12 protein-coding genes are annotated in these 15,621 nt (G+C 41.5%); 6 read left to right on the top strand and 6 right to left on the bottom strand.

Annotated features, from left to right (window positions below; all coding sequences use genetic code 11):
* Both WN50_RS29285 and WN50_RS34965 read left to right on the top strand, forming a co-directional pair.
* A partial coding sequence (locus WN50_RS29285) for an ABC transporter permease (RefSeq protein ID WP_049561675.1) occupies positions 1-306 on the top strand: 306 nt, incomplete at its 5' end.
* Positions 307-478: 172 nt separating this feature from the next.
* Positions 479-631, top strand: coding sequence for a hypothetical protein (locus WN50_RS34965; RefSeq protein WP_160315339.1), 153 nt, complete (start codon positions 479-481; stop codon positions 629-631).
* Between the two features lie 132 nt (positions 632-763).
* Here the strand turns inward: WN50_RS34965 and WN50_RS29280 are convergent, their stop codons facing one another.
* Together WN50_RS29280 and WN50_RS29275 are read right to left on the bottom strand one after the other, a co-directional pair.
* Entirely contained in the window at positions 764-2,443 is a 1,680-nt protein-coding gene (locus tag WN50_RS29280; protein WP_046280602.1) for an ABC1 kinase family protein, read from the bottom strand.
* Between the two features lie 135 nt (positions 2,444-2,578).
* Positions 2,579-3,724: a DegT/DnrJ/EryC1/StrS family aminotransferase gene (locus tag WN50_RS29275; protein ID WP_049561668.1), complete on the bottom strand. Its 1,146-nt coding sequence runs from the start codon at positions 3,722-3,724 to the stop codon at positions 2,579-2,581.
* A gap of 52 nt (positions 3,725-3,776) precedes the next feature.
* Between WN50_RS29275 and WN50_RS29270 the strand changes: the two genes are divergently transcribed.
* Entirely contained in the window at positions 3,777-4,556 is a 780-nt protein-coding gene (locus tag WN50_RS29270) for an ABC transporter permease (RefSeq protein ID WP_046281466.1), read from the top strand.
* A 73-nt stretch (positions 4,557-4,629) separates the two neighbouring features.
* Positions 4,630-4,971, top strand: coding sequence for an antibiotic biosynthesis monooxygenase family protein (locus tag WN50_RS29265; RefSeq protein WP_046281465.1), 342 nt, complete (start codon positions 4,630-4,632; stop codon positions 4,969-4,971).
* A gap of 245 nt (positions 4,972-5,216) precedes the next feature.
* Here the strand turns inward: WN50_RS29265 and trpD are convergent, their stop codons facing one another.
* A complete protein-coding gene (gene trpD / locus WN50_RS29260; RefSeq protein WP_046281464.1) occupies positions 5,217-6,290 on the bottom strand; it encodes an anthranilate phosphoribosyltransferase in 1,074 nt (357 codons plus the stop codon).
* A gap of 191 nt (positions 6,291-6,481) precedes the next feature.
* Between trpD and WN50_RS29255 the strand changes: the two genes are divergently transcribed.
* Complete coding sequence (locus WN50_RS29255; RefSeq protein ID WP_046281463.1) at positions 6,482-7,360, top strand: Rpn family recombination-promoting nuclease/putative transposase; 879 nt, start codon at positions 6,482-6,484, stop codon at positions 7,358-7,360.
* Positions 7,361-7,582: 222 nt separating this feature from the next.
* Here the strand turns inward: WN50_RS29255 and WN50_RS29250 are convergent, their stop codons facing one another.
* The 3 genes from WN50_RS29250 to WN50_RS29240 all read right to left on the bottom strand — a co-directional run bounded on the left by WN50_RS29250 (position 7,583) and on the right by WN50_RS29240 (position 13,607).
* A complete protein-coding gene (locus WN50_RS29250; RefSeq protein ID WP_049561665.1) occupies positions 7,583-12,058 on the bottom strand; it encodes a two-partner secretion domain-containing protein in 4,476 nt (1,491 codons plus the stop codon).
* 364 nt (positions 12,059-12,422) lie between these two features.
* Positions 12,423-12,944, bottom strand: coding sequence for a DUF2231 domain-containing protein (locus WN50_RS29245; RefSeq protein WP_046279359.1), 522 nt, complete (start codon positions 12,942-12,944; stop codon positions 12,423-12,425).
* A 102-nt stretch (positions 12,945-13,046) separates the two neighbouring features.
* Complete coding sequence (locus WN50_RS29240) at positions 13,047-13,607, bottom strand: L,D-transpeptidase (protein ID WP_046279358.1); 561 nt, start codon at positions 13,605-13,607, stop codon at positions 13,047-13,049.
* 432 nt (positions 13,608-14,039) lie between these two features.
* Between WN50_RS29240 and WN50_RS29235 the strand changes: the two genes are divergently transcribed.
* Positions 14,040-15,047, top strand: a complete 1,008-nt coding sequence (locus WN50_RS29235) for a GspE/PulE/PilB domain-containing protein (RefSeq protein WP_235441177.1) — start codon at positions 14,040-14,042, stop codon at positions 15,045-15,047.
* The last annotated feature ends 574 nt before the right edge of the window (positions 15,048-15,621 follow it).

The following is a 15,621-nucleotide window of genomic DNA, read 5'->3' as shown; positions in this document are numbered from 1 at the left end:
GCTTCTCGCTGGCAAACGATGCTTTATTTAAGATTACCCAGTGCATTGCCTTATTATTTATCCGCTTTACGAATTAGTGGCGGGTTATCATTAATTGGCGCTGTGGTTGCGGAATTTATCGCTGGAACCGGGGGAACTAACTCTGGATTGGCTTATCAAATGTTGATTGCTAGTTACAATCTAGAAATACCGCGAATGTTTGCCGCTTTAGTGATTATTAGTGTTTTGGGTATTGTGATTTTTCTGCTTTTAAGCACTTTATCTAACTTACTGTTAGGAAAATGGCATGAAAGTTCTATAAAATAGTCTGAAACCACAGATACGCAGAGAACACAGATAAATTAGCTGTTCGAGTCAAATATTCCTATCACATTTTACCAGCAGATGCTGGAGTTTAGACTCATCTAACCATAGGACTTGTCCCCTAGTTCATCTGGATGAGAGAATTAAAGGTTTATATAAATTTTCTCTAATCCAGATGACACTTAAACGATTGCAAGAGTTTCACCAAAACGTCTACAATCAGATGGGTGCAGCCGCCGATGCTGTATTTGAATTGATGGATGCTGCATTATTAACTCCTAATCCCTGTTTTTTGGCTGAATTGTCTCAAGCTTGCTGTTTTTTGTAGAAAGTGGCACTCAGCCTATGAGTTTCTGTCTGATTGTAGACCTCATTGGTCAAATTTACTCAAACTTTTTCTACTCGAAATTCATCAAAATATTCAGCCCATATTGGTAGCAGATCATTTGATCAGCGGTTTCTACTGTAGTAGTCGCAAAGCGGCGACTTGGGCGGTTGAAAAATCGGCGATCGCACCCATAGCAACATCAAATAAACGAGCGGGTTTAATATGATGTCCAACCAAACTCCAGATGCGTTGAACTTCTTCGGTATGAAGGCGATCATCTTCTGTCAAGGCTAAAATCAGTTGACGGCGAAGAAACTCTCCTTCTTCTGACAGTAAATATTGTAAACCCAATTGAGCCGTTGGTAGAATATCAAATGTCTGATCAGACTGAGCGATCGCTAACATATTCTCCAACCGTTGCCACTTGAACTTACCATCTTTTATGAGTACATCAATCAAGCGCCGACGTAAAGCCGGAGTTTCCCCTTTCAACAGACGTCGGGCGACGTAGGGATAAGCCACATCAACAATTTTGAAACTGGAATTCAGCGTTAAAGCAATTCCTTCTTGAGTCACCAAAGAGCGAATAATCAGGGCAAATTTCGCCGGAACTCTGAAAGGATAATCATACATCAGTTCTGAAAAACTGTCTGTAATCGTCTTGAAATTAAAATCCTGAACACTCTCACCCATTGCATTTCCCAGAACCTTTTCTAAGGCAGGAACAATCGGTAAAATATTAGTTTTGGGTGTGAGAAACCCTAATTTAACAAAGTCTTTTGCTAAATCGTTGTAATCTCGATTAATCAAATGTACAACAGAATCAACTAAAGTTTCTTTCACCTCTTGTTCTAGCTGATCCATCATGCCAAAATCAATAAATGCCATGCGACCATCGGGCATTGCAAATAAATTTCCGGGATGGGGATCGGCGTGGAAGAAACCAAATTCTAGCAGTTGTCTCAAACCGCTTGTGACTCCCACTAAAATCAGATGATCGAGGTCTAAACCAGCCGCTTGAATACTGTCAACATCGGTGAGTTTAAACCCATTAATCCATTCGAGAACGAGGACACGAGTGCTGGTATATTTCCAGTAGATTTCAGGAACTTTTACCGTCGGATCATCGCTAAAATAAGCAGCAAATCGTTCTGCGTTGCGACCTTCATTGATATAGTCTATTTCCTCAAAAAGTTTAACCCCAAACTCATCAACAATCAAGGTCAAATCGTGACCTAAATTGAGCGGTAGCCAAGGGGCAATCCAACCGGCGGCCCATCGCATTAGATATAAATCTAAGGTGAGAATGGGAACTAAATTAGGGCGCTGAATTTTGATCGCGACTTCTTCCCCAGTTCGCAAACGGGCGCGATACACTTGACCTAAACTTGCGGCGGCGACAGGTTCGGGAGAAACTTGACTAAAAACGCTGTCAATATCTCGATCTAACTCTGTTTCTAAAATTACCATCGCCACTTCAGTGTTGAAAGGTGGTAACTGATCCTGAAGTCGGGTTAGTTCCTCTAAAAAGTCTTTGCGAATTAAGTCAGGACGAGTGGAAAGGGCTTGACCCACTTTAATGAATGTCGGGCCGAGATAAGTTAAAATTTCTCGGAGTTGAGTCGCTCGTTCCGGTGTATGTTCAACTTCGGGTCGGCGCCATCGATCCCAAAACAGACCTAAAATAAACCCTGTAAAAAACCAGACTACGGTAATAGCCCGCCAAATAGCCTGCCAGGGACGACGGCGATAATACTGGGCGATCGCTTCTGGGTCATAACACCGTTCAGATGTGAATGGGTGTGGACTCACGCTTTTATTTTTCCTCTTGAACGCTGAATTGTAACTGGGTGGACAGATTGTGCTGTCGTGGATGTTATCTTGTTGTTATCGTTTTGTTAATTAACAGTATACAAAACTACACACCCAGATTGAAAGTAAATTTACTTATTGGCTCAAACAATCCTTGATCGCGTAGATCACAGCGTCTTGTTGAACAGTTGTCAGTTCGGGAAACATAGGCAACGATAACACCTCCTGAGACAGTTGTTCAGCAACGGGAAACTGACCCGCTTGATAGCCTGAATTTTGGTAAAGTGCCTGCAAGTGCAATGGTACTGGATAATAAACCATCGTACTAATTCCCCGTTCGGCTAACTGTGCGCGAACAACATTTCGATCAAAGAGAAAAGAAGAACCATTCTCACCCAGTCTTTGAAGAACTCGAACGGTATACTGATTCCAAACACTTTGTCCGGGAGTCACTTCTTCAGGAAGAATCAAACCCGGAACCGCCCCAAGAAGCTGATGATAGCGTTGAGCGATGCGACAGCGTTGTTCATTCCATTGATCAAGATAACGCAGTTTGACGTTCAAAATTGCCGCTTGTAAGGCATCCAATCGACTGTTAATCCCAACCACTTCAGAATTATACTTGCTCGATTGTCCATGATCTTTAATCATGCGAATTTTAGCAGCGATCGCCCGATTATGGGTTGTCAGGGCGCCGCCATCCCCACAAGCCCCTAGATTTTTTGTTGGGAAGAAACTAAAACAACCAATATCGCCAATAGCCCCAACTTTTTCACCCTCCCAAGTCGCCCCGGTTGCTTGGGCGCAGTCTTCAATGACTGTTAACTGGTGAGTTTTGGCAATCTCCATCAAGCGAGTCATATTCACCGACTGACCAAACAAGTGTACTGGAATAATGGCTCTTGTTTTGGAAGTAATTGCGGCTTCGAGTTTGTTAACATCGAGGTTAAAAGTATTTTCATCAATATCGACAAACACCGGAGTCGCCCCCACTGCACTCACGACTTCAGCCGTTGCAATAAAGGTAAATACAGGAACAATCACTTCATCGCCCGGGCCAATATCAAGGGCGCGGAGAGCGAGAAATAACGCATCGGTACCGGAGTTACAGCTAATACAGTCAGAAACGCCAATATATTCACCAAACTGTTGTTCAAACTGTTCAACCTCCGATCCCCCAATATAGTAACCGGAGGCTAACACCTGTTGAACGGCGATACTGACTTCCGGTGCAATTAATTTGTACTGTTGACTGAGATCAATGGGAGGAATTTTGTTCACGCTCACACCACCTTAAAATGAGAGATTAGTTATCCGTTATCCGTGAATAACCTTGTCAATTCCCCTAGATTTTACAGATTTAGCGTTAGCATTGGGACTAATTGCCATTGCGATCGCAATATCATTTTGGCAACAATTAGGCTTAGAAGGGCAATTTCTCCTGGCTACGTTGCGAACCCTTGTACAGTTAGCCGTTGCGGGGTATGTTTTAGCAGTAGTTCTTGATCCCGATCAACCTAACCCTTGGCTAATTTTAGCCTTTGGGCTGTTGATGTTAACCCTGGTTAGCGTTGTCACCCGCAACCGCATCAGTCAAAAAGTCCCTAAACTTTTCCCTTGGGTTTGGGGGGCGTTGGGGTTGAGTGCGGTGTTAATTGTCGGTTATGCTCAATTATTGGTGATTCAACCGACGCCGTTGTATAGTCCTCAATATCTGATTCCGTTATTAGCAGCTATTTTAGGAAATGCCATGAATGCGGCTTCTATAGCCGGAGAACGTTTAGTCACGACGTTAAACCGTTCCCAGATAGAAATTGAAACCCATCTGAGTTTAGGGGCGACTCCGACTGAAGCGGTGAAACTCTACCGGACTGAAGCGATACGGGCGGGGCTACTTCCCACGCTCAACTCAATGACAATTGTCGGCATTGCTACCCTTCCCGGTATTTTAACAGGTCAGTTGCTCGTTGGGGTGAATCCGTTGGATGCCGTGTCCTATCAAATATTGATTCTGTTGGCGATCGCAGTGGCGAATTTAATTGCTACCCTAGTCTTAACTGCGGGCATTTGTCGCCAGTTTTTCAACCCAGAGGCACAATTACAAAAATTTTAACGATCAGCTTGATTTAATCAGATCAGATCGGGTAATCTACAATGCCAGTGATGTTCATTATTGTGGGTTCAAAATGTCAGAATTTTTAGATTTTCTTAAACATCAATATGCCTACGTTGCGATCGGTGAATTTAAACCCGGTAAATTTGATGAAGCCGAACAACTGTTTGAAAAAGCCGTTTCAACTTATACCAAAGGCTTTAAAGGATCTTATCTGTTACAAGAACCCGGAACCGATAAAGGAATTGCCATTATTTTCTGGGAAAATCTAGAAGATATGAATGAAAATCATAGTGATGTCTATGAAGCCATTATGAATGAAATGGCACATCTCTTTGCAAAAGCACCCAAAACCTCTTTTTATGAAGTGTGTAGCGAAGTTCATCCTCAAGAATTAGTCTCTGAAGAAAGTTGAGTAGCATTTTCAACAATCTAGAAATCAGTAGGGACGCTGCGGCTTGCCTCCTGAATAAAGGTAAGGTTTAAAGAAGAAAAAACACCAAGACACTAAGGCACAAACAGAGGAAATCTTCGTGTCTTCGTGTCTTTGTGGTCAGTTAACTAGAAAGAAGAAAAAACACGCTCGACACAGAGACACCAAGTAATAACATCTTCGTGTCTTAGTGGCTTTGTGGTTAATTTCCCCAGTCGAAATGCACGTTACTTGAGGAATTTTACCAGTTGTTCGAGTTTAGACCAAGCGGCACCACTGCTGATAATATCTTGAGCAATAGACAGTCCCGAAACATGATCGCCGATGGGAACAAAACCGCTCACTTGTAAGGCTAAAGACGCATTTAAAGCAACCACATCTTGTTGAGCTTGGGTTGCTTTTCCTTGTAAAACATTTTGCAATATTTCTGCATTTTCGGCAACTTCTCCACCTTTCAAGGCGGTTATTTCTGCTGAAGTTAACCCCAATTCTTCCGGGTTTATTTCCACTTTTTCCACCTTGTTTTCTGATAATACCGCTAAATCGGTTAAATCTCCTAACCCGGCTTCATCAAGTCGTTCTCGTCCATGTAATACAATTGCTAATTTTAACCCTAATTTTCCTAACGCTTCGGCAATGGTTTCGAGTAAATTGGGGTCATAAACACCCATCACTTGACCCGATGGTTTTAAAGGATTGACTAACGGCCCTAAAAGGTTAAAAACGGTTCGTACTTTTAAGGTTTTTCTGAGGGGAACAACGGCTTTCATTGCGGGATGCCAACCGGGTGCAAATAGAAAGGTAATTCCGACTTCTGTTAACGCTGAAGTAATTTTTTCAAAGGGTGCATTTAATTGAATTCCGAGCGCTTCTAAAACATCCGCAGAACCCACTTTACTGGAAGCGGAACGGTTGCCATGTTTAGCAACAGGAACTCCCGCAGCAGCCGCTACAAAAGCCACAGCCGTTGAAATATTAAAGGTAGAAGCGCCATCTCCCCCCGTCCCACAAGTATCAATAATTCGATAGGGAGAACTTGGTCTATTGGCCACAATGGTCGAAGAAATAGCCGACTGAGACTGCAATACAGAAGCCATTCCTGCTAATTCTTCTGCGGAGACACCTTTGGTTTGCAAGGCTATTAATATTGCACCCGAAAGTGCCGGGGGAATTTCCTCGTTTAGCCATCCCTCCATCAACGTTGAGGCTTGGGAAATAGAGAGGGAGTCACGGTCGAGGAGTTGTTGCAGTAAATTCGGCCAGAAGTTGCTATCTTGGATGGGGGAAGAAATGACAGTCATTCGTAATAATTAATACTCATTGGCATTTTGACAACCTGATGATTAATTGTACCGTTAACGGGGTACTTTTTTTGTGAATAATCTCAATGTTGTGGATGGAAAAAATGTAGGGACGCAAGGCTTGCGCCCAAAATGTGAATAAACCCCCATTTTACCCTATAATATTTGGAGAGGTAATTCTACGAACAAGCGTGAAAACAGACTCGCTTTTTTACCGCATCTTCCAAACGGCTCCGGCTATTTTCTTCGAGCTAATTGGTCAACCCACTCAGGAGGGGTATCAATTTCAATCTGTTGAACTGAAGCAAACCGCTTTCCGTATTGATGGCGTATTTTTACCGCCACCGGAAGCCACAAACCCAACGGTTTATTTTGTAGAAGTTCAGTTTCAAAAAGATCCCTTACTGTATCATCGACTGTTTGCAGAAGTGTTTTTGTTCTTAGCACAAAATCCAACAACAGTAAACTGGCAAGCCGTGGCAATTTATCCTAATATTAGCCTAGAACCTGAAGAAACCCATCTCTACCGAACGCTGTTAGAGAGTTCTCAAGTTCAGCGTATCTATCTGAATGAACTTTCTGGTTCATCGGTTGAGTTGGGCGTTGTAGAATTAATTCTAGAACCCCAGGAAACGGCAGTCAACAAAGCCAAGCAGTTGTTATCTCAGGCTCAACAAGCCACACAACTTCCTGTACCAGTTATCATGGAATTGATAGAAACGACAATGGTTTATAAGTTTCCGCAATTGACTCGTCAGGAGATTATTCAGATGTTGGAATTAGCAACAGACTCCAAGCAAACCCGAGTTTATCAAGAAGGATTAGAAGATGGTAGACGACAAGGATTAGAAGATGGTAGACGACAAGGATTAGAAGATGGTAGACAGCAGGGAGAGCGAGTGCTTATCCTACGTCAACTTGCTCGAAAGTTTGATCAAATCAATCCTCAAGTCTGCTCTCAAATTGAATTACTTTCCTTAGAACAATTGGAGATGTTAGCCGAGGTGTTGCTAGATTTTTCATCTTTGCAAGACTTGACAAACTGGTTAGAGGAAAATGTGAGAAACTAATATTATCTCCGACTAATCAATAATCATTTGTAGGGGCGGGTTCATTACAGTTTACAGTTTACAGTTTACAGTGACCAGTTTTTACAGTTTACAGTTTACAGTTATTAGTTATTAGTTACCAGTTTTTACAGTTATCACTGTTTACTGTTCACTGGTAACTGTTTAAACCCGCCCCACCCGATTTTTCATCTTTGCAAGATTTAACCCATTGGATAGAAGTCTCTAGGGTTGACAAGTTTGAGGAGTGGGTTGAGGTTGACGCTGAACTCCCGTTTTTGTTGGGTCATAACCCACTAATATAACGTCTCCTTTCTCATCTCTTATCCATCCCCTCGCCGGAACAATAGTTCTAGAATCAATAGGATGATTATCTCGTTTTTTTGATTGTTGTGAACGACGTTGGGAGGAACGATTAACTGAAGGAGTCACAGGTTCAATCAGAGATAATTCTAACTCGGGAACTGAAAATAAATCTTGAGTGGGGTTGAACGCAATACCGCCTCGTCCGGTTATAATAAATTGACTGTCTCCTCTTTGTTTGCAGGGGTCTTGAGCGATTAATGCAGCCGGATCAACCACTTCAACTTGAGTTGATTCTGGCGGGTCAAAATTGAGAGTATCATCAATAGAAAGTTCTCCGGCAGCATTAATAATACTATTTTGAGATTGTAAAACTGCTAATTCGGCACTTTCCAAAGGACGAATATTAATATTGCTGCCTCCTGTTGGGTCAAAAGCGCTGGTAACAATTTGGCTGTTTTCTAACAATACTAAAAAATTAGAATTAATATCAATATTTCCATCAAACGTTTGACCGCTTTGACTTCCGGTTGCTGAAATTGCGCTTTGGCGCCGCACTCGAATATCGGGAGAATTGATAGTAATATTTCCGCCTTCACCCGTAATGGATTCTGCTTCCAAACGTCCTTCATTTTCTAGGCGAACTTGGGAAGCACTTACGTCTATATTTCCGGGATTCCCTTCACCGCGACTACTTACAAAAATGCCAGATTGATCTCTAACTGTTAATTGTTCAGCATCAATCGTTACCGTTCCCCCATTTCCAACGCCCGTATCAAAAACTATTGCACCAATAAAAGAACCACCTATTAATTCAATAGTTTCCGCTTGCAAGTTTATCTGCCCCGCATCTCCAATTCCGAAAGCTCCTGTAGACAAGAAAGCTCGATTGCTCACAGTTAAACGTCCGGTTTCAATAATGATATTTCCACCATTACCGATAGTTTCTTTTTCCGAAACACCAGTAGAAATTGATGTTCCTTCCCCGTCAAGAACAACTGATTCTGAGGCTTGAATGAAGACTGTTCCTCCTCGGCGATTTTGGGGTATTTCAACGGAAGTGATTTCGGATTCATTTAGTAGGCTAATTCCTGAAGAAATTGTAGAATTATTCTGAACTCTAAGTTGTTCCGTTTCAATGGTAATATTTCCTCCATTACCCGCACCAAACGTTCCACTCGAAATATTAACTTGATCATCAAATAATACCTCTTGAGCTTGTATACTAATTGAACCTGAAGAACCCATTCCCAAACTATTAGTGTTAATTGATGCTCCATCTTGTCCGATTAATCTTTGTGTGGTAATTGAAATATCTCCGGTGTTGCCTCCGTTACTAGCTAGAGCAACAATTTGACTACCTATTGCGGTTTCTCCAGTTGATAAGGTAATCGTTCGAGTTCCTCTACCGCTAATTTCGATACTATTTGCGCGAATATCAATTGAACCCGAACTGCCGACATCTCCTGTAAAAGTTGATATCTCTGCTCCGTTGAGAATTCTTAATTGGTCTGCTTCGAGTGTGATACTTCCCACGCTAGTACCGCTAAATTCTGTATTAAGAGATGTTTCTTCCGTTCTACCTGTTGTTACAGCAATTTGACTGGGAAATATTATCTCTCCATTTTCACTGGGAAATCTTCCATCTCCAATTAATTCAACAATAGAAGCTTGAATATTGATAGAGCCAGCGCTACTGCCGTTTCCACTGGTTACTGATATACGACCTCCATCTCGAACGGTTAATCGTCCGGTTTCTAAATTAAGAGTTCCTGCGGTTCCTTCACCATTTGTAAAAACAGTTAAGCCGCTTCTTGAGTTGAATTCACCAATATTCAACTGTCCCGTTATCTCCACTTCATTGGCTTTGACTTGTACCAAACCTGAACTCCCCCTTCCTAAAGTAGAAGTTCCTATTTCTCCTCCCTCTCGAATTGTGAGTTTATTTGTGGTGATGAAAACGCTTCCTGCCCTTCCTTCTCCACGATTACTCCCTGTTGATATGTCGCTAGAAATCGCAGTTCTATCTTCAGGATTAATGGAAGGTTCTATAACAAATTCAACAGAATCTAGATCAGATTGAATGGGGCTTCCTCCACTGACTTCAACGGATTCTGAAGCATTAATAATCACATCTCCTGCTTGTCCGGTATTGAAGCTACTAGCAAAGATACTACCTCCATTCCGAACGGCTAATCTGGGAGTATTGATAATAACGCTTCCTGTATTACCGTTGCCAAAAGTCCGGGTATTGATTCGACTTTGAACGCCAGTTGGTGAAACGCCTATTATGTCTACAGACTCGGAAGCGTTAACGGTTATATTTCCTGTTGAACCTGTTGCTCCTTCTTCTCGGATAGTCAGTCTAATATCAGCACCATCACGAAGCATCAAAGTTCCCGTGTCGATAGTAATATTTCCAATGCTACCCGTTCCAAGAGTATCCCCCGCTATCATAGAATCTGAAAGATCTATCTGCTGTGCTTTTATATTAATATCTCCTGCGTTTCCGTTCCCAGATGTATTTAAACTAATCTCTCCATTTATTGCATTAAGCGATGAGGTTGAAATTTCAATATTTCCCCCATCTCCAACAGCGTTTTCTCCAACATTGCTGAAAATACCACTATCTGCTAAGTCCACAGAATCGGTTGCAAAAATCGATACTAAACCTGCATTTCCTTGTCCGAATGTACTGCTTGAAATTATCGCTATATCAGTCAGTCGTAACTGTCCTGTTTCTATTTGAATGTTTCCTCCATTACCCATCCCTGTCTCGTTGACGTTAGCAAAAAAACCACTCGACAACTGACCGTCTGGAGAAGTACCTGTTACCTCAACGGATGCAGCTTTTACGTTTATGTTACCTGCATTTCCTTGTCCAGAAGTGCTAGTATTAATTCGCGCTCCTTCAGACAATAACAAATCCCCCGTATTAATTTCAACTGTTCCACTATTCCCAACAGCATTTTCTACAACATTACTAAAAATATTACTACTTGATAAGTCAACAGAATCGGTTGCAAAAATTGATACTGAACCTGCATTTCCTTCTCCAAAAATAGCAGATTGAATTAACGCTCCTTCTGTTAGTCTAAATTGTCCGGTTTCGATTTGAATATTGCCTGCATTACCAATACCTGTGTCGGTGACATCCGCAAAAAAACCGCTTTCAAACTCACCATCAGGAGAAGTACCCGAAATTTCAATGGATGCGGCTTTGACATTTATATTCCCTGCGTTTCCGTTTCCTAAAATAGAAGTGCTGATAAAAGCACCGCCATTTATTGAAAGTGAATTAGCTGTAATGTTAATGTTTCCGCTTTGACCGATTCCATCAATGTCAATACTGTTTCTAATCGAACTTTCTGCACCTGTTATCAAAACGTTTTCCTGAGCGTTAATATTAACATCTCCACCTTGCGCTTCCAAAGAACCCAATCCATCATCAATTCCCGCTCGAATAACGCTATCGCCCGATATCTCAACATTTCTCGCATTAATATTAACGTCTCCGCCTCCATCTGCACGAACGTTTATTTGAGATTCATTGGTTAACGCAACATTTCCCCGTTGAATATTATCGGGAAACTGAAGAATGGGCGTATTGCCATTCGCCCCTACATTTGTTAATTCAATAATTCCCGGTTCTGATAAGCCTCCTAATTGAATTCGACTTCCAGGAGAAATTGCAAAGCCTCCATCAAATAATACATCTCCACCAACTAATGCTAATGTTTGATTTTGAGGAACGTTTAAGCCTTGTGGAATCAGAAATCCTGCATCATTTCTTAACGGACTTTCATCCAACCGAACGAGTTGTGGTAACGTTTGATTAACAATAGCGCCTGGATTTTCTCGAATATTTAAACCCAACGGCATATTTATCGTTAATAATGGCGGCGCTTCGGGGTTACTGGCTGCAAATTCAAAGCCATTTTCAAATAATACTCCATCGGCTGTTGTGGCAAAAAATGAACCGCCTACATCTAATCTTGCGTTTGGCCCAAATACAATCCCCGCAGGGTTAATTAAAAATAGGTTAGCATTTCCTAAAACGCCTAATGTTCCGAGGATTTCTGAGATATTCCCCCCAGTAACGCGAGTTAGTATATTGATAATATTATCGGGATTGGAAAAGTAGGCTCCCCGTCCCTCTCTGATATTAAATTCTTGAAAACTATGAAATAAGTTAGACCCCCGTACCGCACCCCCATCGATGCGATCGCTATTAATCCCTCGAATGTTAACATTAGGAGTAACCACCGAGTTTTCCGAACCTAATGTGTTATCGGGGACTATTTGTGCTTGTGTGGGTAGAACTTGAAGAATAGAACTCAAGGCAATTAAACCCGCGAATAAGGACAGGTCTAAGAGGGGATGCTGTACCACTGGCATTTTGAGACTTGAAGGATAATTCTTATTTAGAAGTATACCACTAAAAAAACACAATCCGTCAATTTTATATACTAATAAAACTTGTTTTATAAACGGCTGATACCATGTCCGGTTGATTAATGCGTGTTCTGGGGGCGGGGCTTCATATCACTTCACCAGTGATGTAGGGGCGGGTTCTGAATTAATTTATGTTTTCCCAGCAATAACTTACATAAACCCGCCCTTTACACTTCACCAGTGATTACAGTGATAGTGGTTTTCAATTGCATGAGACACAGTTAATTAAAAACCCAGTTTCTCTGATCAACCGGGTTGATAGGATAGACCTTATAATCCACACACAATGCTATCAACAATTAATGATTTATGGTCTTTGTTGAATGCCATTACCAATGACTGCAACTTTATGGCGATAAACGAGTTCGGCGCCAAACCAACCAGTAAGTCCTAAAACTGAAGCAACAATTAATGATAGAATTAATCCGGTAAATAGGATAAAATCTCCTGGCTGTTCCCAACGAAAAAACAGACTAATTCCTGACAAGACTAAGGCGATAATATTGCCAATCATGTGAATCCAGCCAGCGCTGTGTTGTCGGACTCGATCAATTTCTAAAAAGTCGATCATTCCGGTAATTGCAGCTAATAATCCCGTTAACAGTCCGGCGACTAATAACAAGACAGAAGCCCTCGCCCAAAAAATATCACGGGTTAACCAATATCCGATATCTGTTCCTAATACTCCGACTAAAAAAGCAATCGGAAAGGTGACAATTAAGGGATGTAAAGGATGTCCGGCAACTGCGACTTTACTGGGAACTCCGCTATCGTAATACTCTTGTTGGTCGTTCTCAATAAAAGGGGGAATATTGGGATACTGATTCATAATGTCTCTATTCCTTAGATTAATCTGTCGTTCGGATCATCCCATTGTTATGATTTATTCTGCATCTATCGAAGTGAAGGTTAGAAACTGCCTTAAGGTTGATTAGGGTTGAACAATTACTGGGGTTCCAATGGTGACTTTATCGAATAATAACTGTACATCTTGGTTCAACATTCGGATACAGCCATGAGAAGCGGCTTGTCCTACGGTGTCTTCGTTGGGGGTACCGTGAAAGCCGATGTAGTTGGTGCCATCCGTCCAAAAGCCTATCCAACGCATTCCCAAGGGGTTCTCAGGGCCTGGGGGGACAATTTCTCCGGTGAAGGGATGTTGCCAAGCGGGTTCTTGAATTTTCTGGATAACTTGATATTGACCTGTGGGGGTTTCCCAACCTTCTCGACCGACAGCAATGGGATAACTGGTGAGGAGTTGTTGCTGACGATAAACGTAAACTCGGCGATCGCTCAGTTTGATCACTAAGTGTAACTCAGGTTGAGTCTGACTGCCAGAGGAGGAAAATTTGCGGACGGATAATTTTCGCGTTGCAACAACTCCATCATTAACCGGGGAGGAAATGACGGGTTGAGGGGTAGCGAGTAATAGAAAAACAACTAGGCAACTCAGGCATCTCAGACTGGAAGTCAAAAATTCTCCTCGCACCATATACTGTTTGTATTGTACGAATCCGTAAACAAATTTTACACAATTTGACGTTCTTGATCCGGAATTTAATATAACACGACCGAATCCTAGCAAAAGAGTAAGATCAGGTAAAGGGTGTCTATCTGCTCTCTGTTGCACTTCTTAACATCTCTGGAAAACAAAGATCTTGGAGGGCCTGAACTTGTTAAACTAGAAAAGATAGAGTCTGCAAAAAAGTTTATAAACTCTGGGTAAACTTTGAGCATCTACTAGACTTGCACCGCTCCAAAATTTCAGGGGAATTTCACGGACTTTTAGATTGTCAAATGACATCTATGTAGGAAAGTCATTTGCTGTTATCAGGTTTTGGGATTGGAGTCGGTGTTAGGAATAACAAAGTTACTTTTTGATCGGAAAATGTTTGCTCAAACTCCCACCAATGAGGCGACTTCCATGGACGCTGAACTGATTTTTCCTTTAATTGATAGTATCCTCCCTTTTGAAGTGTGTTTGCACTATCAAGTTCTACCGCTATCATTAATTGATAATTGTTTGCGTCTCGGGGTTGTTGACCCGGATGATCATTCAGCTTTAGATTATGTCAATAAAATGTTAGCTTATCGTCATTGCTCTGTGCAGACACAAAAGATTTCTTTTCCAGAACAAGAGGCTATTTTATCGGCTTATTTATATCATACTCAAAATTCACAAAATACAGATATAGCTCAAGAAAATTACTCTAAAAATCAGGTAAAAAAAAATGATAACGGTTATTCAAATCCTCAGATAAACTCTAATAATTACTCGGTTTATGAGTCTAAAGATCAGCATAAATTAGTGGAAAATCATTATACAAAAAATTCGCATACTCTTGAAATCTATACAAATTACTTCAATCATCCGATTGAAGTTTTAGCGACACTCACTCCCGAAAAATTATTACATGAACTCTTAGGTCGGGTTCTGGCGGGGGGAATTGGTCGGCTTTTTTTTGAACGTCAAGGCTGTACGGGTCGAATTTTGTGGAGTCAAGATGGAGTGTTACAATCAGTCTTAGAAAATTTGGAAGCCAGTCAATTTCAAGGGGTGATTAATGAGTTGAAGCGGTTGCTAGAACTGCCGTTAATTCCGGTTGAAAAATCCAAACAAGCAGAAATTGAGCGGATTTATAGCGGAACTCATATTTTGTTGCGTTTACGAGTTACACCGGGAGAATATGGCGAAGAAGCAAACTTACAAGTGTTGCGAGGTGCGGCGTTAAAATTTCACCAACAACACAAAATGGCTGTTTTGAGTCGGGATGCTTTACGCTTGGCGCAACAACTGGAGAAAAAACTCACAGAGATTGAACAACGTTCAGACTCAGCGCCTCTCCCCTCAGATAATTTACCCTTGTTAACCCAGTTGCTCAAAACGATTCTTCGACAAATAGAAGCATTACTGCAAAAGGATGAACATTAATCAAACAGGCGGAGAAGAAAAGTTAGATTGATGCTGATCCCCCCGGCTACGCCACCCCCCTGACCAAGCCAGGGTGTTTTCAAAGTCGGGGGTAAAAAAGAAAATAAAAGTGATCTTTTTTTGGTAAAATTTAAAATAGATTACTTTTATTTGATTTAAAAAAGTTATGTTAAACAGTATAATTGCACAACGCCCTTAAGGGCGACTTTTATGGTAAAATCAAAGAGGTAGAAAAACCCGCCTTGTCCCATAAATACTACAGAATAGAAGATTAGGTTGGAACTCCTTTAGTTGAGGGCAGAACAAGGGAAGTCTTCAAGTCAATGAGAAAATCCAACTTGAAGACACAAACAAACAAAAACAAGATTTGTTAATAGTCGCGGGAGGACATTCTGAGACTTGAAACGGACGTGGAGGAAGGCATAAGACTCCGGTTATTGAAGCAGCGTCCGGCGAAGCGTCAACCCCCCGCACGCGACCACCCGTTAAAGGTGGCTATGTTTATAATTAATTCTACATTTAATTTTACGGTGCTGGTTCATATTTTGCAGGGATGATGTGTGTTGTTATGTAA

Source organism: Limnoraphis robusta CS-951, assembly GCF_000972705.2.
Note: the sequence above shows the minus strand (reverse complement) of the source record. Positions and strands in the feature narration are given on the sequence as shown.

Bases quoted from the DNA above. Each gene is read 5' to 3' on its own strand.
- WN50_RS34965 (WP_160315339.1), top strand. From the start codon at position 479: ATGACACTTAAACGATTGCAAGAGTTTCACCAAAACGTCTACAATCAG.
- WN50_RS29265 (WP_046281465.1), top strand. From the start codon at position 4,630: ATGTCAGAATTTTTAGATTTTCTTAAACATCAATATGCCTACGTTGCG.
- trpD (WP_046281464.1), bottom strand. From the start codon at position 6,290: ATGACTGTCATTTCTTCCCCCATCCAAGATAGCAACTTCTGGCCGAAT.
- WN50_RS29250 (WP_049561665.1), bottom strand. From the start codon at position 12,058: ATGCCAGTGGTACAGCATCCCCTCTTAGACCTGTCCTTATTCGCGGGT.
- WN50_RS29245 (WP_046279359.1), bottom strand. From the start codon at position 12,944: ATGAATCAGTATCCCAATATTCCCCCTTTTATTGAGAACGACCAACAA.
- WN50_RS29240 (WP_046279358.1), bottom strand. From the start codon at position 13,607: ATGGTGCGAGGAGAATTTTTGACTTCCAGTCTGAGATGCCTGAGTTGC.
- WN50_RS29235 (WP_235441177.1), top strand. From the start codon at position 14,040: ATGGACGCTGAACTGATTTTTCCTTTAATTGATAGTATCCTCCCTTTT.